General features: G+C 42.8%; 23 protein-coding genes. 16 read left to right on the plus strand and 7 right to left on the minus strand.

Going from position 1 to position 26,128, the window contains the following annotated elements:
- Window positions 1-165 precede the first annotated feature (165 nt).
- The 4 genes from fabD to lysM all read left to right on the plus strand — a co-directional run bounded on the left by fabD (window position 166) and on the right by lysM (window position 3,122).
- Window positions 166-1,134, plus strand: a complete 969-nt coding sequence (gene fabD, locus JMX83_RS03720) for an ACP S-malonyltransferase (RefSeq protein WP_201599223.1) — start codon at window positions 166-168, stop codon at window positions 1,132-1,134.
- On the plus strand, window positions 1,131-1,859 hold the full coding sequence (gene fabG / locus JMX83_RS03725; RefSeq protein WP_057758813.1) for a 3-oxoacyl-ACP reductase FabG: 729 nt from the start codon (window positions 1,131-1,133) through the stop codon (window positions 1,857-1,859). Before fabD ends, fabG begins: the two co-directional genes overlap by 4 nt.
- A gap of 253 nt (window positions 1,860-2,112) precedes the next feature.
- Window positions 2,113-2,349 (plus strand): acyl carrier protein, encoded by a 237-nt coding sequence (gene acpP, locus JMX83_RS03730; RefSeq protein ID WP_058025368.1) that lies wholly within the window; start codon window positions 2,113-2,115, stop codon window positions 2,347-2,349.
- Window positions 2,350-2,612: 263 nt separating this feature from the next.
- Window positions 2,613-3,122, plus strand: coding sequence for a peptidoglycan-binding protein LysM (gene lysM / locus JMX83_RS03735; protein WP_201599224.1), 510 nt, complete (start codon window positions 2,613-2,615; stop codon window positions 3,120-3,122).
- A 139-nt stretch (window positions 3,123-3,261) separates the two neighbouring features.
- Here lysM and queG read toward each other — a convergent pair whose 3' ends face one another.
- Window positions 3,262-4,425 (minus strand): tRNA epoxyqueuosine(34) reductase QueG, encoded by a 1,164-nt coding sequence (gene queG / locus JMX83_RS03740; RefSeq protein ID WP_201599225.1) that lies wholly within the window; start codon window positions 4,423-4,425, stop codon window positions 3,262-3,264.
- A 248-nt stretch (window positions 4,426-4,673) separates the two neighbouring features.
- Here queG and JMX83_RS03745 point away from each other — a divergent pair, with 248 nt between their 5' ends.
- Window positions 4,674-6,485, plus strand: coding sequence for an NAD(P)H-hydrate dehydratase (locus JMX83_RS03745; protein WP_201599226.1), 1,812 nt, complete (start codon window positions 4,674-4,676; stop codon window positions 6,483-6,485).
- 18 nt (window positions 6,486-6,503) lie between these two features.
- On the opposite strand, the gene JMX83_RS03750 is transcribed toward JMX83_RS03745, so the two are convergent.
- The gene (locus tag JMX83_RS03750) at window positions 6,504-7,001 is read right to left on the minus strand and encodes a DUF4124 domain-containing protein (RefSeq protein WP_201599227.1); all 498 of its coding nucleotides are present in this window, start codon (window positions 6,999-7,001) and stop codon (window positions 6,504-6,506) included.
- A gap of 973 nt (window positions 7,002-7,974) precedes the next feature.
- On the opposite strand from JMX83_RS03750, the gene JMX83_RS03755 reads away from it, so the two are divergent.
- The 8 genes from JMX83_RS03755 to JMX83_RS03790 all read left to right on the plus strand — a co-directional run bounded on the left by JMX83_RS03755 (window position 7,975) and on the right by JMX83_RS03790 (window position 15,702).
- Window positions 7,975-9,687: an acetolactate synthase 3 large subunit gene (locus tag JMX83_RS03755; protein ID WP_201599257.1), complete on the plus strand. Its 1,713-nt coding sequence runs from the start codon at window positions 7,975-7,977 to the stop codon at window positions 9,685-9,687.
- On the plus strand, window positions 9,687-10,184 hold the full coding sequence (ilvN, locus tag JMX83_RS03760; RefSeq protein ID WP_075106943.1) for an acetolactate synthase small subunit: 498 nt from the start codon (window positions 9,687-9,689) through the stop codon (window positions 10,182-10,184). Before JMX83_RS03755 ends, ilvN begins: the two co-directional genes overlap by 1 nt.
- A gap of 150 nt (window positions 10,185-10,334) precedes the next feature.
- Complete coding sequence (gene ilvC, locus JMX83_RS03765) at window positions 10,335-11,351, plus strand: ketol-acid reductoisomerase (protein ID WP_201599228.1); 1,017 nt, start codon at window positions 10,335-10,337, stop codon at window positions 11,349-11,351.
- Window positions 11,352-11,702: 351 nt separating this feature from the next.
- Window positions 11,703-12,035, plus strand: coding sequence for a hypothetical protein (locus JMX83_RS03770; protein ID WP_227675705.1), 333 nt, complete (start codon window positions 11,703-11,705; stop codon window positions 12,033-12,035).
- Window positions 12,036-12,404: 369 nt separating this feature from the next.
- The gene (locus tag JMX83_RS03775) at window positions 12,405-12,617 is read left to right on the plus strand and encodes a cold-shock protein (RefSeq protein WP_057758834.1); all 213 of its coding nucleotides are present in this window, start codon (window positions 12,405-12,407) and stop codon (window positions 12,615-12,617) included.
- Between the two features lie 238 nt (window positions 12,618-12,855).
- The gene (locus JMX83_RS03780) at window positions 12,856-13,419 is read left to right on the plus strand and encodes a DUF421 domain-containing protein (protein ID WP_201599230.1); all 564 of its coding nucleotides are present in this window, start codon (window positions 12,856-12,858) and stop codon (window positions 13,417-13,419) included.
- Between the two features lie 456 nt (window positions 13,420-13,875).
- Window positions 13,876-14,625, plus strand: a complete 750-nt coding sequence (locus tag JMX83_RS03785) for an electron transfer flavoprotein subunit beta/FixA family protein (protein WP_193011083.1) — start codon at window positions 13,876-13,878, stop codon at window positions 14,623-14,625.
- Window positions 14,626-14,769: 144 nt separating this feature from the next.
- Window positions 14,770-15,702 carry an electron transfer flavoprotein subunit alpha/FixB family protein gene (locus tag JMX83_RS03790; protein WP_058025379.1) on the plus strand — a complete coding sequence of 311 codons (933 nt, stop codon included), beginning with the start codon at window positions 14,770-14,772 and terminating at the stop codon, window positions 15,700-15,702.
- 206 nt (window positions 15,703-15,908) lie between these two features.
- On the opposite strand, the gene JMX83_RS03795 is transcribed toward JMX83_RS03790, so the two are convergent.
- Window positions 15,909-16,703 carry a TrmH family RNA methyltransferase gene (locus tag JMX83_RS03795; RefSeq protein ID WP_201599231.1) on the minus strand — a complete coding sequence of 265 codons (795 nt, stop codon included), beginning with the start codon at window positions 16,701-16,703 and terminating at the stop codon, window positions 15,909-15,911.
- A 105-nt stretch (window positions 16,704-16,808) separates the two neighbouring features.
- Window positions 16,809-17,792 (minus strand): class 1 fructose-bisphosphatase, encoded by a 984-nt coding sequence (locus tag JMX83_RS03800; protein WP_201599232.1) that lies wholly within the window; start codon window positions 17,790-17,792, stop codon window positions 16,809-16,811.
- Between the two features lie 385 nt (window positions 17,793-18,177).
- Between JMX83_RS03800 and JMX83_RS03805 the strand changes: the two genes are divergently transcribed.
- Genes JMX83_RS03805 through JMX83_RS03815 form a run of 3 tightly spaced genes read left to right on the plus strand, consistent with a single transcriptional unit; the run spans window position 18,178 to window position 21,062 of the window.
- Entirely contained in the window at window positions 18,178-19,251 is a 1,074-nt protein-coding gene (locus JMX83_RS03805; RefSeq protein ID WP_071003207.1) for an aspartate carbamoyltransferase catalytic subunit, read from the plus strand.
- 58 nt (window positions 19,252-19,309) lie between these two features.
- Complete coding sequence (locus JMX83_RS03810; RefSeq protein WP_201599233.1) at window positions 19,310-20,521, plus strand: dihydroorotase; 1,212 nt, start codon at window positions 19,310-19,312, stop codon at window positions 20,519-20,521.
- Between the two features lie 55 nt (window positions 20,522-20,576).
- Window positions 20,577-21,062 (plus strand): DUF2127 domain-containing protein, encoded by a 486-nt coding sequence (locus JMX83_RS03815; RefSeq protein WP_227675707.1) that lies wholly within the window; start codon window positions 20,577-20,579, stop codon window positions 21,060-21,062.
- 76 nt (window positions 21,063-21,138) lie between these two features.
- On the opposite strand, the gene JMX83_RS03820 is transcribed toward JMX83_RS03815, so the two are convergent.
- The 3 genes from JMX83_RS03820 to JMX83_RS03830 all read right to left on the minus strand — a co-directional run bounded on the left by JMX83_RS03820 (window position 21,139) and on the right by JMX83_RS03830 (window position 25,848).
- The gene (locus JMX83_RS03820; protein ID WP_201599235.1) at window positions 21,139-22,413 is read right to left on the minus strand and encodes a cation:proton antiporter; all 1,275 of its coding nucleotides are present in this window, start codon (window positions 22,411-22,413) and stop codon (window positions 21,139-21,141) included.
- Between the two features lie 137 nt (window positions 22,414-22,550).
- Window positions 22,551-24,206 (minus strand): DUF2254 domain-containing protein, encoded by a 1,656-nt coding sequence (locus JMX83_RS03825; protein ID WP_227675708.1) that lies wholly within the window; start codon window positions 24,204-24,206, stop codon window positions 22,551-22,553.
- A gap of 76 nt (window positions 24,207-24,282) precedes the next feature.
- Complete coding sequence (locus tag JMX83_RS03830) at window positions 24,283-25,848, minus strand: YihY/virulence factor BrkB family protein (protein WP_201599236.1); 1,566 nt, start codon at window positions 25,846-25,848, stop codon at window positions 24,283-24,285.
- Window positions 25,849-26,128: the final 280 nt, after the last annotated feature.

A 26,128-nucleotide genomic window follows, 5' to 3' on the forward strand; every position in this document is an offset into this window, starting at 1 on the left:
TGTTTGGTCTGCATCCGCTATGATAATAGTATGTGTCAGTGTATAGTTTACTGACAATCCGTTTTCTTATACAAATAATTGAACTAACGGCTTTGTATCACATCTAATAATATAATACACCCCATTGTTTTAGGGATATTTCTAATCAGATAAGGAATATTGGTTATGGCTTCTGTACCCGATATGGTAAAAAAGCAACCCGCTCGTATCGCGGTCATTTTTCCTGGACAAGGATCTCAAGCAGTCGCAATGACGAGTGAGCTTGCTGAAATCTATCCAGAGATACGCGATACATTTACCGAAGCGAGTGAGGCACTTGGTGAGGATTTGTGGGCAATCTGTCAGGATGAAGAAAAACTCAATCAAACTCAATATACTCAGCCAGCGCTACTGACAGCTAGCATTGCCATGTGGCGTGTCTTACAACAAAAAATAGAAGAGACTCCTTGCTATTTAGCTGGTCACTCTCTAGGCGAGTACAGCGCCCTGTGTGCTGCCAATGTGATATCGCTTGGTGATGCCGTCACCTTAGTGCATAAGCGCGGTCAGTTGATGCAAGAGGCTGTTGTAGGTGTAGATACCGCTATGGCTGCCGTGTTGGGATTAGAGGACAACCGAGTCGAAAATCTGTGTGAGCAAGCAACAGAGCATGTCGAGGGTGCCATTGTGGGCGCGGCTAACTTTAACAGCCCAGGACAGGTAGTGATCTCGGGTAACGCTGCTGGCGTTAACGCTGTAATCGACAAAGTAAAAAACACGGGCAAAAAATCTGTGCCCCTAAAAGTGAGTGTGCCATCTCATTGTGCACTAATGGAGCCTGCAAGTAATGCCTTAGCTGAGATATTAGCAGGTATTCAATTTGATCAAGCGACCATTCCTGTGATTCAAAATCGCTATGCGCGCGTTGAAACTAGTGCAGTCGGCATCAAGCAAGCATTGACTGAACAGTTGAGTGAGCCTGTATTATGGTCAAAAACCATGCAAGAGCTGGCCGATAAGCAAATTAACATATTAATCGAATGTGGCAGCGGTAATGTGCTCAGTAACTTGGCTAAGCGTCAAGCACAGCCAATTACGAGCTATCCTACCGACAAGCCTGCCCGTCTAGAAAAATTATTAGAGGTGTTATCATGAGTCGTACGATTACATTAGTGACTGGCGCTAGCCGTGGTATTGGAAAGGCCGTTGCTAAACGCTTTGCTAAAGAAGGACATTTCGTCATTGGCACAGCCACTACAGAGAAAGGTGCTGAGCTGATTGATGATTATCTTCACGATACTGGCGGTATCGGTCGTGTGTTAGATGTACGTGATACTGCTCAAATTGATAAACTGTTTGAAGAGATCGAAAGCGTTTACGGTGCGGTACAGGTACTCGTCAACAATGCAGGTATCACTCAAGATGGTCTATTGATGCGTATGAAAGATGAAGACTGGGAAAACGTCATCGATACCAATTTGACATCAGTATACCGTATGAGTAAGCGTGCAGTACGTGGCATGATGAAAGCACGTCGTGGTCGCATTATCAATATAACCTCCGTCGTCGCTCAAATGGGTAACGCAGGTCAATCTAACTATGCTGCGACCAAAGCCGGTGTAGAAGGGTTCAGCCGTACGCTTGCACGTGAAATCGGTTCACGCCAAGTGACTATCAATTGTGTGGCACCAGGTTTGATCGAAACGGATATGACAGATGAGCTTGATGAGCGCCTATTGAACTCTATGCTAGATGCTGTTCCTATCAGCCGTCTTGGCCAGCCAGAAGACATTGCAGCAGCCGTACATTTCTTAGCCAGTGATGAAGCCAGCTATATCACCGGCGCGGTTATTCCGGTCAATGGTGGCATGTATATGTAGGCGTTACATAGTTATAATAAAAAACTGTGTGAACGAGTGTAAACTATAATAAAGGGTGTTATAATAACGAATACTTTTGATTCAAAGCCCTGTATTATAGCAGGGCTTTATTAGACAGACTGTGTAACAAGTCATAGAGTACTCAGACAGCATTGCTAGTCTGGCAAACACATTTTATATACCATGCTACAGAGCTTAAATGAGGCGCTATAGCAGTTTATTAAAAATAATAGATGATAACGGAGTGATCTATATGAGTAATGATATCGAGCTAAGAGTAAAATCAGCAGTAGCAGAGCAACTAGGCATGAACATTGAAGACATCAACAACGATGCTTCATTCATGGAAGATCTAGGCGCAGATTCACTTGACCTAGTCGAATTGGTTATGTCTTTTGAGAGTGATTTTGGTATCACTATTCCTGACGAAGACTCTGCAGAACTGACTACTGTTCAAAAAGCAATTGACTACGTACAAGCCCAGCTATAATTTGCTATTCGTTTAGCAATTTTTATAATGCCGCTTATCTTAATAGATAGGCGGTTTTTTTATGAATGTGATTTAATTTATCGGTTGCATTAACATAAGCTACGTCAATTAACATTACTCAACATACTCTTACTATTCACATTTGATTCGTTTGTCTATACTCATCATGGTAAACAGTACAAAGCACGGTGATGTGATGTTAAATAACACACTACCGAAAATAAATATGAATAATAAATAATAATATTTCAAGGAGCAGTTATATGGGTATGTTCAGTTTTGCAAAAGATATCGGTGATAAAATCTTTAATCGTGATGATGAAAAGCACGACGCTAAGACAGAAACCAAGGCAGACGCCAATACACCAGTGAAGAGCAGTGAGCCTTCAGCTCAATCAGTTGCTAACATTTTGCTACGTCGTATTCAGCAACAGAACCTAAATATCAGTAATTTAAAAATCAAGTATAATGGTTCTACAGATACGGCAGAAATTAGCGGTAATGCCAAGACTCAAGCCGATCGTGAAAAAGCGATTATTGCTATTGGTAACGTACAAAATGTTGCTAAGGTTATCGACAATATCGATATCGAAGAAGATGCACCTGAGTCAACGATGTATACGGTAAAATCTGGCGATAGCTTATCTAAGATTGCTAAAGATGTTTACGGTGAGTCTGGCGATTATATGAAAATTTTTGAAGCCAACAAGCCAATGCTATCTGACCCAGATAAAATATATCCAGGTCAAGTGTTACGTATTCCTAAGCCGTAATAAATTGATGATATAAGCAATAAATAATCGATACAAAAAATCGATGATAAAAAAGCCTCTTTTATAAGAGGCTTTTTTATTATTTAAAACGATATAGCAATAGACACGAATTTCCAATAGTGGCGAATACTTGAACTATCTAAAAATGGATGCTGTCCTTCAGCTTTTTTTGTTGCTCATCCAATGCCCACTCGATATGCTCGTCTAGCATAGCACTATGTATGGTGAGCTTAGATTTTAACTGCTCAACCACTTCCAAACTGGCATTGGCATTGCCAAGACCAATCGCGATATTACGTAAGAAATTTATATAGCCTGTGCGCCTGAGCGGGCTTCCTTGTGTATTTTTCAAAAAATCCGCTTCTTGCCATTGCCATAATTCAAGCAAACTGCTGTTATCAAGCCCATGCCTTGGTACGAAGTCCTCAACGGTAGTCAGGTTGGCATAGCGATTCCACGGACAGATTAGCTGACAGTCATCACAGCCAAACACTCGATTGCCAATCGCGCGTCGATACTTGGTATCAATAACGCCATCGTGCTCAATCGTTAAATAAGAAATGCAGGCAGAGGCATTGAGCTCATAAGGCGCTACAATTGCTTGGGTAGGGCATACATCAATACAAGCGCTACAACTGCCACAATGCTCTTTAACAGGCTGGTCATCGGGCAGCTCTAAGCTTAAAAAAAGTTCACCCAGCACAAAAAACGAGCCAGCTTGTTTATTTATTAATAACGTGTGCTTACCTGTCCAGCCCAGACCAGCAGCATCTGCAATAGGGCGCTCAAAGATAGGCGCAGAATCACTAAAGGGTCTAAAAACAAACTCTTTATCTGAACCAATATCGAGATGTTGCCATTCAGGAAGCATAGCTTCGATATTCAGCGCCAATTGCTTTAAACGGCTACGCATTGTCTTATGGTAATCGCGACCTCTTGCATAACGCGCAATGATGCCTTGATTGGGATGGTCATTATCTGTGACAGCACGTGGCGTCGGGGCTTGGGTGAGGTAATCCATACGTACACTAATAATGGTCTTTGCGCCATCTACCAATTGCTCAGGATGAGCGCGCAGATGATGGTTGTTGTGCATGAACTGCAATTGACCCTCATAGCCTTTATCCAGCCACTTCTGTAGTTGTTCGATTTGCTTAGCAAACAGTGGATGATGAACAGATAAAAACCCACAATCAGCAAATCCTAATGTTTGCGCTTGCGTTTTGATCCATTGTTTAACATCTGCTGTTGTTGCAAAGACTGTTGAGTTACTAACGGCAATCTTGTTTTTATCGGTAGGCATATAGATAGAGGCTTATTGGCTGTCTGCTTGTTTGGGTTGATCAGATTATTCATATCTTACAATCAGTGATCATATAAATACCGTTTATGATAAGCCAGTGAGCGATAAGCGCAAGTAGAAAAGAAAATAAACTCACATTCATATTGATACATAAGTAGACATGAGCTTTTGCTAAGCTGATACCGAAGGTTAGCAACTAGATTTTCAACACCATAAAAATATCAGAAAAATATAGCCGAGGATAATAAATGAAAAACTGGACCAATTTATCAACGATAAAAAATACAAAACCCGTTGCGCTTTATAGTAGTGAGCAACTCTATGCCATGGAGCAAGCGTGGTTTGCTCGAGGATATGATAGTTTTGGCTTAATGCAGCAAGCAGCTTGGCAAATGGCACAGCAGATAGAGCTGCTTCATGAACAAAAATGTCTCAATGCTAATCATTCTGCTAATACCAACGTTTATCATCGTACGGAGCGTTTGCGCCGAGTAAGTGTCTGGGTAGGTAAGGGTAATAATGGCGGGGACGGTTGGCTCATTGCTCACTATCTGCAACAAGCTGGCTGGCAAGTAGAAGTAATTGCCGTTGGTTTTGATGAAAACGATTTTGTTATTGATGATAAATCAGTCACTTCTAACAGCAAAGACAGCGACAGTAGCAATATGACTGACGCAACAAAGGCTCTTCAAATAGCGCTATCTGCCAACTGTCATTATCAACGTTTTGAAGAGATTTATAGCAGTCATAATGATTCAGAAAAAATGGCTTTATCAGCTGATATTTATATTGATGCACTGTTTGGTATTGGGCTAGATCGTGCTCCAGAAGGTATCTATAAAGAGGCTATTAGTACTTTTAATCGTACTACTCAGCAGCATAAGGCACTAGCAGTCGCCGTCGATATTCCAAGTGGATTGGTGGCTTCTACTGGTGAGGTGTTCGATCGTATAGCAGTACAAGCTGATGTCACCTTATGCCTGATTGCACGCAAATTCGGTTTGCATACCAAAGATGGTACGGATTATAGCGGAGACATAATCGATATACCGTTAATACCTTATCAAACAGCTAGACCTCACAAAATATCTGATAAAAATGCTATTGAAGCATTTGAACCTGTTGCCACGCTACTGACGGCTGCACATAGTGTGCAGGCGCGCCGCCAAAATAGTTACAAAGGTAGCTACGGTCATGCGCTAATCATCGGTGGAAATCGCGTTGGTGGCTCTCAAGGGATGGGCGGTGCTGCGATACTGTCTGCCTCAAGCACCATGGCAACTGGCGCTGGTAAAATAACCGTTGCCTGTCATGAGGCTTTTCATGGTGCATTACTAACGTCACTGCCAGATGCGATGACAATTAATTTGTATGATGCAGATGGGGTAAAGGCACTCATCAAGCAAGCCAGTGTTGTCGCTATTGGTATGGGATTGGGCCGTGACGAAAAAGCAAAGGCGCTATTTATTGACTACATACAGACTGCGATAGCTCATGAAAAATCAATAGTGATCGATGCAGACGGTCTTTATCATTTGGCCTCGCTGCAAATGGACAATCATGAACTGGTAACAGAGCTTCGCGAACATAGCATCAATCATCGAGTTTGCTTGACACCGCACAGTGGTGAGACGGCTAGATTGCTCGATCAAAAAATAAGCGAGGTAGAAAGTGATAGATTGCAAGCCATAAAAAAATGCGCTGCTGTTTATGGTGGTAACTGGGTATTAAAAGGAGCAGGGTCGCTAGTTTTGGAGCAAAAATCAGGACGAGCACAAGTATATGTTTGTGATGCGGGCAATGCTGGTATGGCAACCGCTGGCATGGGTGATGTTCTATCTGGAGTAACTGCTGGATTATTAGCACAACAAGACTTAGCAGCAGAGTCGCGCAGTTTATCTCAGGCAGTGCTTATTCATGGGTTTGCAGGGGACACACTGGTTAATCAAGGTGATGAATGTCGTAGTGACAATAAGCTATTGATTGGACAACGAGGGCTACAAGCTCAAGATATGCCAGCAGCCATTCGTCATGTTATGCAACTAATGATGGTTGAGTAACCATCATTAGTATAAAGATTAGGTCGTAGCGCTGCCACAATATTGGTCGATTGCCTGCTGTACACGTTCACGTTTTAGCTCAATCTCACGGCCATCTAAGTACTGACGCTTGCCATTTGCATCCATCTCATAGATACGGCCGCCAACATTTAAGTTGGTTAGGTTGTTACGCAATGATTGACAGCGCTGGGCATTGGCTTGCGCTTCTTGTTCTTTGATACGTGCTTCGAGCGCTGCTACACGCTGCTCTTCTGCCGTTTGAGTATTATTGCTTTGGCTGGCATCGGTTTTGCCTGCCATTTCTCCGGCGTTGTTTTGTCTACCGTCACTACGAAACTCAATCAATTCAATATTTTTACCATTTTGCGGTGCGTGCTGGCTATATTTAACTTCGCCATGTGCGCCAATGGATTTGTAAACTTGAATAGCCTGACTGGCATTCATGGACAGCATTAGCATACACGCAGTACTTGTTAGCAGTTTGGTAGCGGTAGCTATTTTAGACGCATATGCCATAGCAGCAATCCTCTTGTTTTATAAAAGCAAATTTGTATAAGGGTAAATATAGCATTTGAGCACTTTATTAGCAGCACTAATGTATCGACTTCCGATTTTAGCAAATAATAATTATCAATGTATATTATTTAATAACTAATAGTTTGGGATAGGCTTTAGAAGTTTTTCTTGACAATAACAGACAAACAATCGAATATAATAGATGTTGATTGGTCAGTGAGCGGCTTTTATGATATTGCCGTGGCACTTGAGAATGAGAACTACGGGTTACTTATCGGTAGCTTACGCAGTTTTATTTCCTTTGTGATAATGATATAGCAGATGTAGTAGCAGAACGATTACTATTGATAGCTGATCATCGTCTCCGGACTTATCTGTCTACAATGACTAAGATAAACTTATTATTTGACATGTGCTAAATGTGATTCTAGCAGTTGTATGAAACACGATATAATATTAGGTATGAGATTTCCTTAAAGCCTTGTCATCAGTTCTACTGAGCTTGTGACACCGTATTTGGCTATAAAAGTCATTTCATCTATATCGATGCATCTGTATCAATGAATTTATTATCCGTACTTGCTTGCATGAATATTCAATAATAAGCTTCTTTATAGGTGCGCCCGCATCTTGTCACTGTATATCGATAAACATCCATCACAAAGCTGACCTTAAATACATTGCTGTGTTTGAGTAATTTGCTGTCTTAAAAAACAACGTTGCTCAAATATAATAGGCAAATATTCTTGATATGGACAAGGATTAGCGATCATTTTATGAGTTTGGAAGTAATACCTATATGGGATTATCTCTTGTCATAGAATACCGCAAATCCTCGCCGCAAAAAAAGGTGATGACAGTGACGCAAACCACGCAAAGTCCGAATATGACGGGACATACCCAAACGGGTAATGCCGCCAAAAATTTTGAAGAAAAGCAACAACGTCTTGCAGAAGGCAGCTCACAGCCTGTGATGCTATCGGGCGCTGAAATGCTGGTACAAGCGCTGACAGACGAAGGTGTCAAATATATCTTTGGTTATCCAGGCGGTGCCGTTCTGCACATCTATGATGCGCTATTTCAGCAAGAAGCCATTGAACACATCTTAGTGCGCCATGAGCAGGCTGCTGGTCACATGGCGGATGCTTATTCACGAGTTACTGGTGAGACGGGGGTCGTACTGGCAACCTCAGGACCTGGTGCAACCAATACGGTTACCGCGATTGCGACAGCTTTTATGGATTCAGTACCGATGGTCGTGATTTCAGGTCAGGTGCCAAGTAGTCTAATCGGGGAAGACGCTTTCCAAGAAACGGATATGGTCGGTGTATCACGTCCGATCGTTAAGCATAGTTTCCAAGTACGCCATGCTAGCGAAATTCCGATGATTGTCAAAAAAGCCTTTTATATTGCACAGTCTGGACGCCCAGGCCCTGTTGTCATTGACGTGCCAAAAGACATGACTGCTCCTAGTGAAAAGTTTGCCTATGAGTATCCAGAAGAGGTATTTATACGCTCTTACCAGCCTTCACTCAAAGGTCATAGTGGTCAAATCAAAAAAGCGGTTGAGACACTACTATCTGCCCAGCGTCCTGTCGTATATGCAGGCGGTGGTGTGATTTGGAGTAATGCCCACGAAGAGCTAACCGACCTTGCTCATCGTCTGAACTTGCCAGTGACCAATACATTGATGGGTCTTGGTACGTTCCCAGGCTCTGATCGTCAGTTCCTAGGTATGCTTGGCATGCATGGTACTTATGAAGCCAACATGAGCATGCATCACGCTGATGTTATCTTGGCAGTTGGTGCGCGTTTCGATGACCGTGTGACCAATAACGTCAAGAAATTCTGTCCGAATGCGACGATTATTCATATCGACATCGATCCTGCTTCGATCTCAAAAACCATTCTTGCGCATATTCCTATCGTTGGCGATGTAAAATCTGTCTTAACCGATATGCTAGAGATTGTTGGAGAAGATAAGCAGTTAGAGCAACATGCATTGCTCGATTGGTGGTCACAGATCAACGAATGGCGTAAGCGTCATGGTCTGCGTTATGACACCAGTACAGATAATGGTATTAAGCCACAAAGCGCTGTACAAGCCCTGTGCAAGGTCACGGATGGCAATGCGATTATTACCAGTGACGTCGGTCAGCATCAGATGTTCGCAGCCCTTTACTACACTTATAATGAGCCTCGCCAATGGCTGAACTCAGGTGGCCTAGGTACGATGGGCGTTGGCTTGCCGTATGCCATGGCAGCAAAGCTTGCCAATCCTGAGCGTGATGTGGTGTGTGTCACAGGTGAAGGCTCTATTCAGATGAATATCCAAGAGCTATCAACTTGCTTACAATACAACTTACCAGTCAAGATCCTGAACTTGAATAACGCACAGCTAGGTATGGTCAAGCAGTGGCAGGATATGCTGTATGAAGGTCGCCATGCTCAGTCTTATATGAACTCCTTACCAGACTTTGTCAAATTGGCTGAAAGTTATGGTCATGTCGGTATCAAGATTACTGACCCGGCGACCATGGAAGCACAGTTGGCTGAAGCCATGGCAATGAAAGACAAACTGGTATTTATCGACGTTTATGTCGATCGTAATGAGCATGTATATCCGATGCAAATCGCTGGACAGGCAATGCGTGATATGTGGTTAACAAAAGGGGAGCGTACCTAATGCAACAACAACATCTGATTTCGGTATTGATGGAAAACGAAGCGGGTTCGTTGTCGCGTCTAGTCGGCTTGTTCTCACAGCGTGGCTACAATATCGAAACGCTAAACGTCGCACCTACTGATGACCCAAGTATTTCACGTCTGACGTTGACAACCATTACTTCACCAGAAAGAATTGAACAAATCACCAAACAATTGCATAAATTGATTGAAGTGGTTAAAGTGCATAATCTGACGGAGAATGTACACGTTGAGCGTGAGTTGATGCTCATTAAAGTACGAGCGACTGGCAGCGTACGTGAAGAGGTGAAACGCAGCGCAGATATTTTCCGTGCACAGATTGTCGATGTGAATGCCAACTTATATACGATTCAAATCGTTGGTGATAAAGCCAAACTTGATGGTTTTATTGACGTACTTGGACGTGAGCGTATTATGGAAGTGGTTCGCTCGGGTGTGATTGGTATTGCTCGCGGCGAAAAAACACTTAGCACCTAGTATTTATTACGACCTATTTTAATCAAGCTATATTTTAATCAAAAAATATTTATCTAAATCAACAAAGCGCTTATCTTAGTCACTATCTTGATTACAGTATAAGCGCCTACTATCCATGGTACGCCATGATTGAGGACAAGGACTCTATTTATGAACGTTTTTTATGACAAAGATTGTGATCTATCAATTATCCAAGGTAAAAAAGTTGCCATTATCGGTTATGGTTCACAAGGCCATGCGCACGCGCTCAACCTACAAGACTCAGACGTTGATGTAACGGTTGGTCTACGTGCCAACTCAGGTTCATGGAAAAAAGCTGAAAATGCGGGCCTAAAAGTCGCTGAAGTAGAAGAAGCTGTAAAAGCTGCTGACGTTATCATGATTTTGACGCCTGATGAATTCCAAAAAGAGCTTTATAATGATGTGATCGAGCCAAACATCAAAGAAGGCGCGACATTGGCTTTCGCGCATGGTTTTGCGATCCATTACAACCAAGTCGTACCACGCGGCGATCTTGATGTGATTATGGTTGCGCCAAAAGCACCAGGTCATACCGTACGTTCAGAGTTTACTAAAGGCGGTGGTATCCCTGATCTTATCGCAATCTACCAAGATGCTTCAGGTCAAGCCAAACAGTTAGCACTATCATACGCTGCTGGTGTTGGTGGTGGTCGCTCAGGCATCATCGAAACCACATTTAAAGATGAGACTGAAACTGACTTGTTCGGTGAGCAAGCGGTTCTTTGTGGCGGTGCAGTAGAGCTAGTCAAAATGGGCTTTGAGACGCTAACAGAAGCAGGCTATGCACCAGAAATGGCTTATTTTGAGTGTATACATGAGCTAAAGCTAATTGTTGATTTGATGTATGAAGGCGGTATCGCTGACATGAACTATTCAATCAGTAACAACGCTGAGTACGGCGAATATGTCACTGGTCCTGAAGTCATCAATGAGCAGTCACGTGAAGCCATGCGTAACGCGCTAAAACGCATCCAATCTGGTGAATACGCGAAAATGTTCATCTCTGAAGGCGCAACCAACTACCCATCAATGACTGCGCGTCGTCGTAACAATGCTGAGCATCAAATTGAGACTACTGGTGCCAAGCTACGTGGTATGATGCCTTGGATCGGTGGTAACAAAATCATCGATAAAGACAAAAACTAATTCGATACTACTTAAATAGAGTATTTGATAATTTATTAAATAACCCGTGTTATCACCTGATAGCGCGGGTTTTTTATGTCCTACTTTTAGCATATGGTTACAACGCTATATGTGTTGGTTGAAAACCAGTAAAAACTGCCCAATATAGGCAGGCATCTTCACATTAGCCAGTGGGCTTTTACTGTGCTTATTTATCTTTGATTGATCAAAGTAGATGAGCCCTCATTCATATTTTCTATAGATTACAGGTTGTATGTTGTGCAAATATCTTATCCAGACTGGCTAACGCCGCAATTCGTGTATATTACTCTTAGCGCTGTAGTAGCAGTTTTAATTTGGATAGAAGGGGAAATGCTTAAGAAAACCGATGGTAAACTGCCTGAATCTAAGTTTTTCCAAATCAGTTCAATCTTAGATACCATCTGGTTCTTTATCTCTGTAGTTGTCCTATACGTGATTGATTTGGCACCGCTCGCGATTGCTGTACCTGCCGCTTATGGCATTTACACGACCTTTGGTTGGGTCTACGGTACGCGACTATTAAAGCGCAAAGGTATCCCTGATTCTCCTAAAGACTTGGTCATACCGGCCAAATATATTGCTTATAGTCAGTCATTTTCGTTGATATTTTTTGGGCTATGTTTGCTTGTATTAAGTTCACCATGGTTACCGATATTGCAATAGGCAATGACTGAGTTTTTGGCTTATAACGGTCTTTCTTTTTGTATTTAACGATGCTTCCATAATTACAGCCTAATATTTAGATATTAAAAATTTATTTAATATCAATGTGATAACGGCAAAAGTGCTAGCTATTTTAATAGGTTCTGATACCTAGAATTTATTTACAAAAATCATCAATTTAGACTGTTACCTGTATAGAAAACTGTTATAATCAGATTGTACTCAAAGTATTTGAGGTAAAAAATTCAGGTTTTCTCTTAGATTATTTGAAATTTTGAACCGTAGCGTTCAGCAAAAGATGCATGGGTATATATCAATTAATCGGTGATGACACAAGTCTCGCCAACAGTTAAAGAGTCAGGAAAATTTATGTCAGATAAAGTTGAAGGCACTGTAAAGTGGTTTAATGAAGCTAAAGGTTTTGGTTTTATCGCTCAAGACAATGGTGGACAAGACGTATTCGCTCACTACAGCGCTATCCAAGGTAACGGTTTCAAAACGCTAGCCGAAGGCCAAAAAGTGTCTTTCATCTTAGGTGATGGCAAAAAAGGCCCACAAGCTGAGCAAATCGAAGCTATCTAATCTCATTTACTATTAAGTTAACTGATTTTCAGTAAGCTTAATAATAATAAGATTACCAATATGCATTGATTACTTTGTTTGTTAAAACAATAAAAATACTGTATCGACTTTAAAAAAAAGCAACCTCTCATCAGGTTGCTTTTTTTATATCATTTTGTCTGAAGTAGCGTTTGATTGATTTTCTTAATAATCATCAGTTCATAATAGGTACTGACTCAATAATAAATAAGGTTCTATTATGAAATGGGAAACTTGGTTTTCAATTGACTGGCAACAAGCACTAGGTATTTCTTTATCTGCGGTGGGCTTCTATATTGGTTTGATGCTCTGTACCCGATTGATGGGTCTACGTAGTTTCTCCAAGCTATCAAGCCATGATTTTGCAATGACGGTCGGCATTGGCAGTATATTGGCGTCGACTGTACTGGCTGACAAGCCGTCTCTGTTGCAAGGGTTGTGTGCAGTTGCCATGTTGTTTTTGATTCAAGGCGTCATTTCAGTCATCAGACGCAAGGTGAAGCCACTAAAAGCGCTGATAGATAATCGGGCTATTATACTCATGGCGCATGGCGAATACTTTGCAGATAATTTGAAAGAGGCAAACTTAAGTACTAGTGACGTTCAGGAAGTGCTGCGCAAAAACGGTATCAAAGCCAAGACGGAGATATTTGCCGTCATTATGGAAACAACAGGCAATATGAGTGTCATCAAAAATAATGGCGTGACCCCTGACTGGGCGTTGTTCGATGACATACGTGATAGTGAGTTGTTAATTGGCTTTAGCAAAAATAGCAACATATAGATGCTGGGTTCTTCACGACTGCTATTAGTTGAACCCTAGGAAATAAATAATAACAAAATATTAAATAAACATACCATTGAGAGTGCTATAAAGGGGAGGACTCTTAAGGCTATTGTCAAAGAAAAATCACCAGATCACGTGCTTATAAACTATTTATTATAGAATAGTGACAAATTTATGACGCATTATTCACGGCGTTGTCTTGACCTTATCTGCAGGCTGACGCAAGATACATAGGTCTGATAATAACGGTTGGCTTAGCTTTAGCAGATTTTATCCGTAAGAAGTGCAATGCTAATATAATTTCGAATATTGGCGTATTTTTCTTAATTAGTTATACATCTGTTGATATAGTAATAACCTTGAGTAGTATTTTGAACGACGATTTGAACCACAACGAAAATTTGGTTCTTAACTGATATTTTTTAATTCATAACATTAATAAACGAGGAACGTATGAAAGCATTAGTAGCGGTCAAGCGTGTCATTGATTATAACGTAAAAGTTCGTGTAAAAGCCGATAACTCTGGCGTTGATCTATCAAACACCAAAATGTCGATTAACCCTTTTGATGAGATTGCAGTAGAAGAAGCCGTTCGTCTAAAAGAAGCTGGCGTCATTGATGAAATCATCGTCGCGTCTATCGGTCCAAAAGAGTCGCAAGAGCAAATTCGTGCAGCCCTAGCACTGGGTGCTGATCGTGGCGTTTTAGTCGTGAGTGACGAAAAACCGTATCCATTACAAGTTGCCAAGATTCTAAAAAGTATCGCTGAAACAGAAAGCACTGATATTATCTTGCTAGGTAAGCAAGCGATTGATGACGACAATAACCAAACGGGTCAGATGCTAGCGGCATTGATGGGCATCGGTCAGGGTACGTTTGCCTCAGAAGTGAAGGTTGAAGGCGACAAAGTCAACGTAACGCGTGAAATCGATGGCGGTCTACAAACGGTTGCCCTTGATTTGCCAGCAGTTATCACAACTGATCTACGTTTGAATGAGCCACGTTATGCGAAACTGCCTAACATCATGAAAGCGAAGAAAAAGCCGCTTGATGAAAAAACGCCAGCGGATTTCGGTGTTGATATGACATCTAAGCAAGAAATCATTAAAGTCGTGCCACCTGCTGAACGCAAAGCTGGTATTACAGTAGGATCAGTTGATGAGTTGGTCGATAAGCTAAGAAACGAAGCAAAAGTCATTTAATGATTTGACGCTTCGTTACGGCATATCCTGTACAAAGCTATCCATTTGACTGATTTGTTTCATATTGAATAATAGTCGCTCAAATAGCTTTGTATACAAACAACCGCATGAATAGATAATACGAATAAATAAAGGATTAAAACCATGGCAATTTTGGTATATGCAGAACACGACAATGCCAGTCTAAAAAAGGCAACTTTGAACACCATCGCTGCTGCTAAGCAAATCGGCGATGACATCCATGTATTAGTGGCAGGTAGTGGTGCTCAAGCAGTCGCTGATGAAGCAGCAAAAGCAGAAGGCGTGACGAAAGTACTATTAGCTGACAATGCAGCCTATGAGCATCAATTGGCAGGCAATGTGGCGCTATTGGTTGCTGATGTCGCTGGTGATTACAGCCATATCCTAGCAGCTGCGACTACGACTGGTAAAAACTTTATGCCACGCGTTGCAGCGTTACTTGACGTCAGCATGCTGTCTGAAATCTCAGGTGTGGTAGATGCGCAAACGTTTGAGCGTCCTATCTATGCAGGTAATGCAACGGCAACCGTAAAAACGACAGAAGACAAAGTCGTACTAACCGTACGTACGACTGCGTTTGACCCAGTAGCAAGCGAAGGTGGTTCAGCGACTGTTGAAACTATCGACAATGTGCAAGAAACTGGCAAAGCTAGTTTTGTGAACGAAGAAATGGCTAAGTCTGATCGTCCAGAATTGACCTCAGCTGGTATCGTGGTTTCTGGTGGTCGTGCATTGGCAAATGGTGAAAACTTCACCAAATATATTGAGCCATTGGCTGACAAGCTAGGCGCAGCTGTTGGTGCATCACGTGCTGCTGTTGACGCAGGATATGTGCCAAACGATATGCAGGTCGGTCAAACGGGTAAAATCGTTGCACCGCAGCTATATATCGCCGCTGGTATCTCAGGCGCGATTCAGCATTTGGCTGGTATGAAAGATTCTAAAGTCATCGTTGCTATCAACAATGACCCAGAAGCACCTATCGCTAGCGTTGCTGATTATTTCTTAGAAGCTGATTTGTTTGAAGCACTACCCGAGCTTACTAGCAAGGTTTAATATATAGTCACAGAACTACTAAACGGCTACGGCGTTACCCTCCTTAGATGTACTACTTGTACAATCTGCAGTCGGCTGCCTTGTATCTGTTTTAGACTTCTTTGACTACATCAGTAGTAGACAGATAATAAAAAACCCACTATCAATTGGTAGTGGGTTTTTTTATGCTTGATAGATAGGGTTTTAATAGCAGTTATAAATGGACGCTAAGAATATTGTCTTTGGCGTAAGGTTTCATACAGACATAAAGACCCTGCAATCGCTACATTTAAGCTCTCTTGACCATTTGGCTGCGGTAGGGCTATCGGCGTGGCACATTGCATTAGCTCGTCACAAACGCCTTGACCTTCATGACCCATAATCCAAGCGACAGGCGCAGATAAGTCGTGATCGTAAATGATAGTATCTGTATGTGAGCTGGTCGCGAGGAGCGGCACTTGTATGTGATCTAAAATATCTTGCGTACTCAAGCCCTCAAAAATAGTCAGCGCAAACTGTGCACCCATACCTGCTCGTAGCGTCTTCGGAGACCACGCTTGAGCGGTGGCACTGGTACATAAGATATTACGAATACCAACCGCAGCTGCTGTGCGCAGTAGCGTACCGACATTTCCGCTATCTTGTACATCATTCAAGATTAAGCAGTCTTCATCGATCATTGATAGGCTAGGCATTGGTACTTTGATAATCGCCATGATATCGATGCCTGTACCCAAGCTACGAATACTCTCATAAAGTGAGTCTGACAAAGTAAGAATAGGCGTATAAGTGGGCAGGCGAGTTAATACCTGCTGAACTTCAGGGTGGCTACGCGCTGACTCAGACAGGAGTATCTGTGCAAAAGGATAGTCACTACGCAGTGCAGCATCTATCAAATGGACGCCTTCTATGACTGTCTGACCGTTCTTTTTACGCTGGCGTGCTTGGGACAACAGCGCTTTTACAAGCTTCACGGTTGTGTTCTTATCTGAGGTAATCAGCTCGGTGGGATTTAATACCATAGTGGATCGCTTAGAGAAGAGTAAAGGGGTTATTTAAACGACCAGCAAAATATCTATGATTAATTTAGCATTCTGCTGGCTGTTCTTAACAGGCGTGCAAATCAATTATTTTTCAGAATAATTGACGTGTAAGTCTTTCACATAATTGACTTCATTTTTGCTACCAAGCACCACAGGCACACGCTGATGAATGTCAGTGGGTTCGATATCTAAGATGCGATTGACGGCATCTGTTGCGCCGCCACCCGCGCGTTCAATCAATAGGCTCATTGGGTTGGCTTCATACATCAAGCGTAGTTTACCCGCTTTATGAGCATATTTGGTGTCAAACGGATAAGTGAACAGACCGCCACGGCATAAGATACGATGGACGTCACCAACCATAGCGGCGACCCAGCGGGTATTGAAATCGCGTCCACGTACGCCTGTCTCGCCAGCGATTAACTCATCGATGTACTGTTGCATCGGTGCGCGCCAGTAGCGATAATTTGAGCTATTGATCGCATATTCGCTCGTATCGGCAGCGATTTGTACGTTGTCTTCTATGAGCACATAGTCTTCAGTTTCTGGATCTAGGCTAAACATCACGACTTTATCTGCGATGGTTAATGCCAGTACCGTAGAGGTGCCATATAACAAGTACCCTGCTGCTAACTGTTTGTTACCTGCCTGTAGATAGTCGCTGTTTTCACTGGTTTGACCTTGACGCTCATACGGCAAAACAGAAAAAATTGTACCTACTGCCATATTGATATCAATATTTGATGAGCCATCTAATGGGTCAAATAACACCAGTAGGCTACCATCATCATTAGCAGGAGTCGCGTCATCGAGCTCTTCTGACGCGACACCAGCGCAATGGGTGTTTTTTGCTAAGGCATCTAGCAGTAAGTCGTTCGCTAATACATCCAATTTTTTTTGATCTTCGCCTTGGACGTTTTGATTACCAGCTTCGCCTAAAATATCTGCCAGAGCACCTTTTCTAAGTAGTTGTGAGATGGTTTTACCAACATTAGTAACCGTGGTAATTACGTCGTTGAGTGCAGGACTAGAGGCATGTTGGTTTAGATAATCTGCTAAGGTCGTCATAAAGCTTCCTAATAAAGGGTATGGAAAGTAAAAAATGGATGGTCTCAGAGTAAGGCCATAAGCGGCATTTGGCACACCTTAAATGGGTAAATTCTTAAATAGCTTATACGGTATCTTTGTCCCGACCACAAAATCGGCTACACTATATCTATTGTTATTCATTTATAGATTTGTCAGAATTATTCTCTATGAGAATATAGCATGTTTATTTACGCTTTCTGATTGTCTGCTGAGGCGATTTTTGGTCGAATTTGATTACGGTAAATTGTAGCAAATAAGCGTCAAAATGTCCTTGTCTCTGTGCCTATCAGTGCTAAATGATCGAACAAAGATGAATAAGCGATTACGACAGACTCATATAAACCCACAATAAAGACTCGCCATTATGTCAAATTCTCTTGATAGTAGCGCTACACAACCAGTCTCACCGACTGATTATGCAAAATTTGATCCCAATACAATTCATCAAAGACTCAACACCTCACTGAGTCGTCCGCAGCTCAATACCGATGGCAGTATCAGGCATTTCTTGGGTGTTGAAGGTCTTAATAAAGCACAGCTCAAAGCTATTATCGCAAAAGCAGAGACTTTCTTTGATGAAAATGGACAGCTCATCAACCGTCCTGAATTAGACGGCTATACGGTCATGAATTTGTTCTTTGAACCATCGACCCGTACCCGGACGACATTTGAGGTTGCAGAAAAACGCTTGGGTGCCAATGTACTCAACATTGATATCGAACGCTCTAGTACCAAAAAAGGTGAGAGTCTACGCGATACGTTGTGGAATCTACAGGCGATGACCGCAGATATTTTTGTGGTACGACATTCAGCATCAGGTGCCGCGCATTTTATGGCGACAGAAGTGACCCCTGATATTGCTATCATTAACGGCGGCGACGGCTGGCATGCGCATCCTACTCAGGGAATGCTCGACATGTTGACCATTCATCGTGAGGCGCCGCGCCCATTTGAAGAGCTGTCTATCGCAATCGTTGGTGATATTAAGCACTCACGCGTGGCACGCTCTGACATCAGTGCTTTGCAAACGCTAGGTGTGACAGATATCCGTGTTTGTGCGCCGCGTACTCTACTGCCAAAAGGTATTGAGCGTTTTGGCGTAAAAGTATATGAAAATATGGATGAGTGCGTCACGGACTGTGATGTCATCATGGGATTAAGAATACAAAATGAGCGTATCGGTTCGCCGCTATTGGCATCCTCAAGTGAATACTATAAGCATTATGGAATCACGCCAGAGCGAGTAGCGCTTGCTAAGCCTGATGCGCTAGTTATGCACCCAGGGCCGATGAACCGCGGTGTTGAGATTGCCTCTAGTGTGGCTGATGGCGCGCAATCCGTTATCTTAAAGCAGGTAAATAACGGTATTGCCATTCGTATGGCGGTCTTGTCGCTTGCGATGGAAGGTCAGCGTGCTCATCAAGCGGCTGGCAAGTAACAGCTTGCTGCGCGACTTATTCTCATTTAATTCATTTTATTGATACGGTAATAACGTTATGTCTACCATGCTTAATACGGATGCACCCATTTTTGACCATTTACCAAAAGCGTTTAAAGATGCATTGCCGCAAACTGCAACAGAAAAACTGTCTACACTCGATTCTGACCGTGAGATGTGGCTGCTACCACCATTGGTAGATCTATGCGCGCGCTTGCGTGAGCCGGGCCAACAACAACACGGTACGCTAGAGTCAGAGGGTAGGGCAGCTCGTGGCAATGGGTTCTTGCATGTAGTCACGCCACCTGATACCAATCCTATTTTAGAAAATGGCTCACTTTTAAAGGGCTTGCGTGAGCGTGCCTTGAGTGATGGCGGGATTTACTTACATATTTTGGGTGCATTGACCACAGGGTTAGAGGGCGAACGACCCTCTAATATCGCAGGGCTTAAGAAGGGCGGCTGTATCGCAGTGTCTAATGCGCGTAGACCTTTTCGCAATGACTTAGTATTGTTAAGAACATTAGAATACGCGGCGACCTTTGGTATGAAAGTGTTCTTTTATCCTGACGAGCCAAGTCTGTCTGGAGATGGCGTGGCACATGAGGGCTATATTGCTTCTTATCATGGTTTGCAAGGGATTCCTTGGATTGCGGAAACGGTTGCACTGTCTACGCAGCTATTGATGGTTGAAGAGACGGGGATAGCCGCTCATTTTAGTCAGCTATCCTGTAAGTCTTCCATTGAGCTCATGCGCTGGGCAAAAGATAAAGGCTTGCCGGTGACTTGCGACGTTGCGATGCATCAGCTGTATTTGACTGATGACAATCTTGAAGGCTTTAATGCTCAGGCTTACGTATTGCCTCCACTACGTAGTAATACTGACCAGCAAGCCATCCGCCGTGGCTTAAAAGATGGCACTATCGATGCTATCTGTAGTCATCACGAACCATTAAACAGTACGGCGAAAAAAGCGCCATTTGCTGAGAGTACGCCAGGTATCTCGAATTTTGATACTTTTATGGCGCTGGCATGTCAGCTGGTTCATGATGAAGTGTTAACACTCCCAGAGTTGGTTGATAAAATCTGTCTCAATCCTGCAAAGATTGCGGGTATTCATGAGCAGTATGAAGCGATCGGCGGCGCGGTATTGGTTGACCCCAATCTGGAGTGGCAAGTGACTGCGCAATCTATGCTATCGAATGGTAAAAACACACCATTTTTTAATCAGCAGCTGCAAGGACGTGTTGTGGAGACGTTCTTTGGCTAATTTGCCCCGACAGGATGATAGTCTGCCGCTATCCTCGAAGGATAAAGGGGGTGAAATGACTGACCATCTAGAAAAGCCACGCAGTACGGCCAGTGAGTCTATCAAAGCGGTAGCTATTTATGAAGTCGTCAAAGGTGTGGGGGCATTATTAGGTGCAGGTGCATTGTGGTCGTGGCATACCGATCTTGAGCATTGGCTGACGACCGCGACTGGCTCTTGGCGCCACACCTTTGGCCACCTGCTTGCGCCGCAAATAGACAGTGCGGTAAGTATTGCCCAACAGGCAAGCAAAAACTGGCCAGTGTTTCTATTGTTGATATTTGCTTATGCCAGTTTGCGATTCCTAGAAGCTTATGGCTTATGGCGCGACAAAACATGGGCATATTGGTTTGGTGTGCTGGGCTATGGCGTCTTTATTCCTATAGAAGTTTATTATCTGATAACCAGTCCATTTGATTGGTTTAAACTGGGAATATTAATCTTTAATATTATTATTATTATCGTAGTTTATCGTAATATGAAAAGAAAGGGTTTGATATAGTTATTAAAACGCTCAAAAAAGCCAGCATAAGCATCATGTCTTAGGCTGGCTTTTTTATACATGCTGTATTTTTGGCTTATGCCTCTGCTATTTCTTTATCCTTACGAATGCTCTTGGCGACTCTGCCAACACTTAGACCTTGTACCAAGATAGAAAATATTACTACCGCATAAGTGAGTGCCAATAAAATATCGCGCTCGGTACCGATGGGTAGCTGTAATACTAAAGCAACTGAGATACCGCCGCGCAATCCACCCCACGTTAGTACTTTCCATGCACCAGTGGGCAAATCAAGCTGGCGATGAAACGTTTTGGTCGTCATCCCGACAACGATAAAACGAGCTACTAGAGCAATAACAATGGTTAGACCACCTGCAATAAATAAGTTTGCTGAATAAGCAATCATTACTACTTCTAGACCAATAAGGACGAATAAAATAGCATTTAAGATTTCATCAATCAGTTCCCAAAACAGATCAATGTAATGACGCGTCTGATCACTCATCGCAAGCGCACGCCCGCGGTTACCAACCATCAACCCCATCATGACCATAGCGAGCGGCCCTGACAAATGCCAATGGCTCGCAAGCGCATAGCCTCCGATGACACCTGCTAATGTCAAAAGTACTTCTTCTTGATAACTATCGATGCTCTTTAGCAAATAGTACAAAATTGCCCCGAGTACCAATCCAAAGATGACACCGCCGCCAGCTTCGACCGCCAAGGTATGCGCCACATAGTTAATGGTTGGAATATCGCCACTAGATAAAATCCCCAGTAATAGAACAAAAATCACGACACCGATACCGTCATTAAATAATGACTCGCCAGCGATGACGGTTTCGATGCTTTTTGGCGCGCCTGCTGATGCAAGAATCCCCATGACGGCAATGGGATCGGTAGGGGAGATGAGGGCGCCAAAAAGTAGGCACCAAAGAAACGGTAGACCAAAACCGAATAGGGGCAGCATAAAATAAATCGCGGTGGCAATGAGCATGGCTGATAGGATAGTACCAAGTCCGGCTAGAATACCGATAGGCAATTTATAGCGCCTCAAATCACCAATATTGACATGCAGCGCCCCTGCAAATAGCAACATCGAGAGCATGCCATCTAATAGCACCTCAGTAAAATCAAGCTGCTCTAATAGACTGACTTCATAATCAATCAGCTGATCAAACCCTAAAAACCCTAAAAATATCGCACCGATAGACAATAATATAGAAATAACCATCACGCCAATCGTGGTTGGTAACCCGATAAAGCGATGATTGACATAGGTCAGTGAGGCAGTAATCGATAAAAATATGGCGCTGATTTCAAGTATGGTGAGGCTGGTTGCAGATGCCATAAAGCAGATCTCGTATGAATATAAAATTAACCCTAAGCCCATGACTTATGAGAGTTACGTAAAGATTTTTAGCTATAAATATTGAAATGATAAGGACCGTGTTTACCAATACGCTATGCGATCCAATTGTCATATTACTAACTCGACTGTGACTGTAGTGCTTCACGGATATTGACAGCAAATTCACTGACATAATTAAAATGTTGATGCTGTGCGTCTTCATCAAGAATAAATTGCTTGGCTTGCTCACACATAGCGACAAGGTCATCTATCAATTCTTGGTAGTTTAAGTTTTCTTCTCCAGCTCGCTTGATCAGATGTAGCTCATGCAGTAGCGTTTGTTGCTGTGCACTATTCACCCTTGCATAGTTTAGATTGACCATTGCTTCGCACAATGCTTTTAGCACCATCAAATCAGCGGCTGCATAGCGGCGTATTTCACCAAGTGATACGTTGATAAAATCTGATATTTTTGGGGTGTGAGTGACCAAGGCTAGTATGGCCAATCGTTTTTGCTTTACCTCATCTTCAGAGCTATCATCTGATTTTGGTATATAAAAATGATAGGGACTTGGAGGCTGGCGTCGCATCATAATACTTAAGCAACTTGTCAAGGACTGTACGCAGTTGACGGCTGTTTTTGGGTCATTGATACCAGGAGATAATGCTCGTACTGCGATTTCAGTCATTTGCCCCAAGCTATAGGCAATGTCATCAGAATGTGCTAGGCGTTGTTCTATCCGCACGCAGCCAGTAAAGCGTTGCCAAAAAATCCCATCAGGTGACCGCGGTATCATAGCTAGATGCGGTGTTGCTGTTTTTTGTTGATTGTTTGGATGATCTGCTGGACGTTGGTAAAAATATCCAATGACATTTTTGTCAGTAATGTATTGACCAAGATTGACATGCATCTGTACCACACCGCCGTAGTCTTGTGACAGCGCAATCAATGACTCAAAGTAGATTTGTTGTAGATAGCCTGAGCTTGGTGAGTAGATAGGCATGGCAGGCCAGTTATGAAACTGCTCGACATCATGATGTTCGGCATCACGTTGATGCTGGATGTCGCATCGATCGCTGTACCAATAATAAATATTATTAATCGCATCGTTGCTGGCATTTTGGATGACGTGAGACGCTTGAATGGCATGTACCATATGTTGTACAAAATACACCAGCAACAGCGCACAGATAATAGCCATGATAATGGCAAAGGTTACGGCTAATTGTGGCACACCATAAGACACGTCATACTTGTGAATGGATTTTAAGACAAGCAGGCTGTAACTAAAGGTACCGATAAAGGCGCCGAGTACAAACTGGTTCGGAGTGTCTGTCAAAAAATTACGTAACAATCTCGGACCAAATTGTGATGATGCCATTGACAGCACGGCGATCGTAATCGAAAACGTCGTGCCAGCCACGCCCAACACCGCACCAGCAATAGCGGTCATGATAGCGCGTGCAGCATCATCATCGCCTGTAAACGCAAAAGAAATTTCTCGGACCGTTTCACGATCGAAATGCTGATCGACAGTCACCAATAAAGGCGCCAGCAAAATCCCTGCAATCACACAAGCCGTTGGGATAAACCAGTAAGACCCAATAAGCTGTTGCCACAAAGCTCTTAGGCGATCAGGCAAGTCAGTCAACGTTTGCAGTGACCACAACTGAGTAAACTGTTTGAGCTTGCTCTGACCTGTACTAATAGTACGAATCCACAAGCTCGTTTCATCATCTTTATACACTGCCATATACTCAAAGTATCCAAAAATAGTCGTAAAGTGGCTCATCGCTATCGTTTGATAATCTTGATCAGAGCATCAAACGATGAATTTTTTAGGGTAATGGGTTTTGGCTAACTTGTCATTAACCAGCTTTAGGATTATCAGCTTCAGTAATAATGGCACTTTTATAGTCGCGTCTGTCAGCCTCTGTCTCAGCCGATGGCTCACCAGAACCTATAGGAATGATCGCCTCATTATGGTGATAGTCGCAATCAATGTTGCTGTCTTTATCATAGGCGATAGGGTCGAAGTGGGGTGATGGTTCGATATCCACATTGTCTCTATAAGCGCCACTGCTATTTAAGCTATCACTTGTCAATGAATGGCTTGCCGCCGTCGTTTTTCTAAACAACTTGCCACCATTGTTATTTTTACCAGAAGCTGATTTTTTGCGCGGCTCACTATTGGCGAATATAGCACTCAATGGCAGATGTAGCTGCTGCTTAGCATAGGCTTCTGTGTGCTCAAAACGATCTACCAGTAAGCTGAGCCAAGGTTTTTGGTCTTCTAGCTTCATCTCATCAAGCTCATCCTTAATAGGCAATGGATAAGGCAAGGTGCGATAAAAATCCCATAATGTCATTTTACTCAAATCTTTTTTGAGTACATAGTCATCGTCTTCTGTCATGGTGATGAGGTTGCTGTCTTGTAGATAATTGATATAGGTATACCATTTGGGTAGCTCTTTTCGTCCCAGCACATTACGCAGCGCTTGTTCGCTGACGGCCTCACCTTTTAGATGATGGGTATATACCAAATTCAGCATGTCCAGCAAGCTAAGTAGGGGATGGCGAGGATAGACCTCTTCGGTTTCAAAAATCGTTAAGGTGTAGCTGATCTCAACGCCCAGCAAGATAAGGTTCCATGACAAGAAAATCCACAGAAGAAATATAGGAAGCGCGGCAAAAGCCCCGTAGATCGCCTCATAGCTGGTAAAGTTGGCCATGACGGTACCAAACAGATGCTTCATCAGCTCAAAGACTATCGCGACAAACACACCAGCAATCGCTGCATTTTTTAGCGGTACACGCGCCTTAGGAATGAACCAATACATGCCAATAAAACCTGCGACAGTGATACCAATCGATACGGCTTGTACCCAAAACCCCCAATCGATCCCGTAACCTGCGATTTGTCGATTCAAAAAACTCAAACTCTGAACCGTACTTGAGGCAATAAAAGCCGTACCTAAGACCAATGGTCCCAAGGTCACAATCGTCCAATAGCGCATCATGCTTTTGAGGCCACCTGAACGATTCTCTACCCGCCAGATTTGGTTGAAGGCGCGCTCAATGGTTGTCAGTGTCATGATGGTCGTCAAAAATAAAATGATGGCACCGATAATGGTCAGGTTGGAGGATTTTTCGGCGAAGTCATTGATATACTCACTTACTTGTAGACTCGACTGGGGTAACAAGTTGCTATAAATTACCTCGTATATCTGTGCTCTGACAGAGGCGAGTGCTGGCACTGAAGATAAAATCATCAATAATACCGTTAGCACAGGCACAATCGACAGCATAGTCGTGTAGGTTAGCGATGCTGCTTTTTGCTGACAGTTGTCTTCAAAAAAATGTCGAACCAAAAATCGCAAGAATTGAAACCAGCGTTGTTGTAGAAATGGGAGTTTTTGTGAGAATTTTTCCATGTCGACCAGTTAGCAAAAGTAAGAGTGACAATAGTGTAACAAACATGCGCTGCTCACATCTGCGGTTTAATTGTGTCAATATGCACAGCGTACAGCAGTGTAGAGTGAAACTCGATATAATATAAGCCATGTTATATACCACGGTTATTTGCATGTCAGTGAATGACTCGGGCATAATGTGCACATATTTTACAATGCAGTTATAGGTTATATTTCGGCAGTATGAGACTAGACTATAGCGTCTGCCACAAAAGATAACATTAACGATTTTATAAGGAAG

This window comes from Psychrobacter piscatorii (genome assembly GCF_904846415.1).
Classification (GTDB): Bacteria; Pseudomonadota; Gammaproteobacteria; order Pseudomonadales; family Moraxellaceae; genus Psychrobacter; species Psychrobacter piscatorii.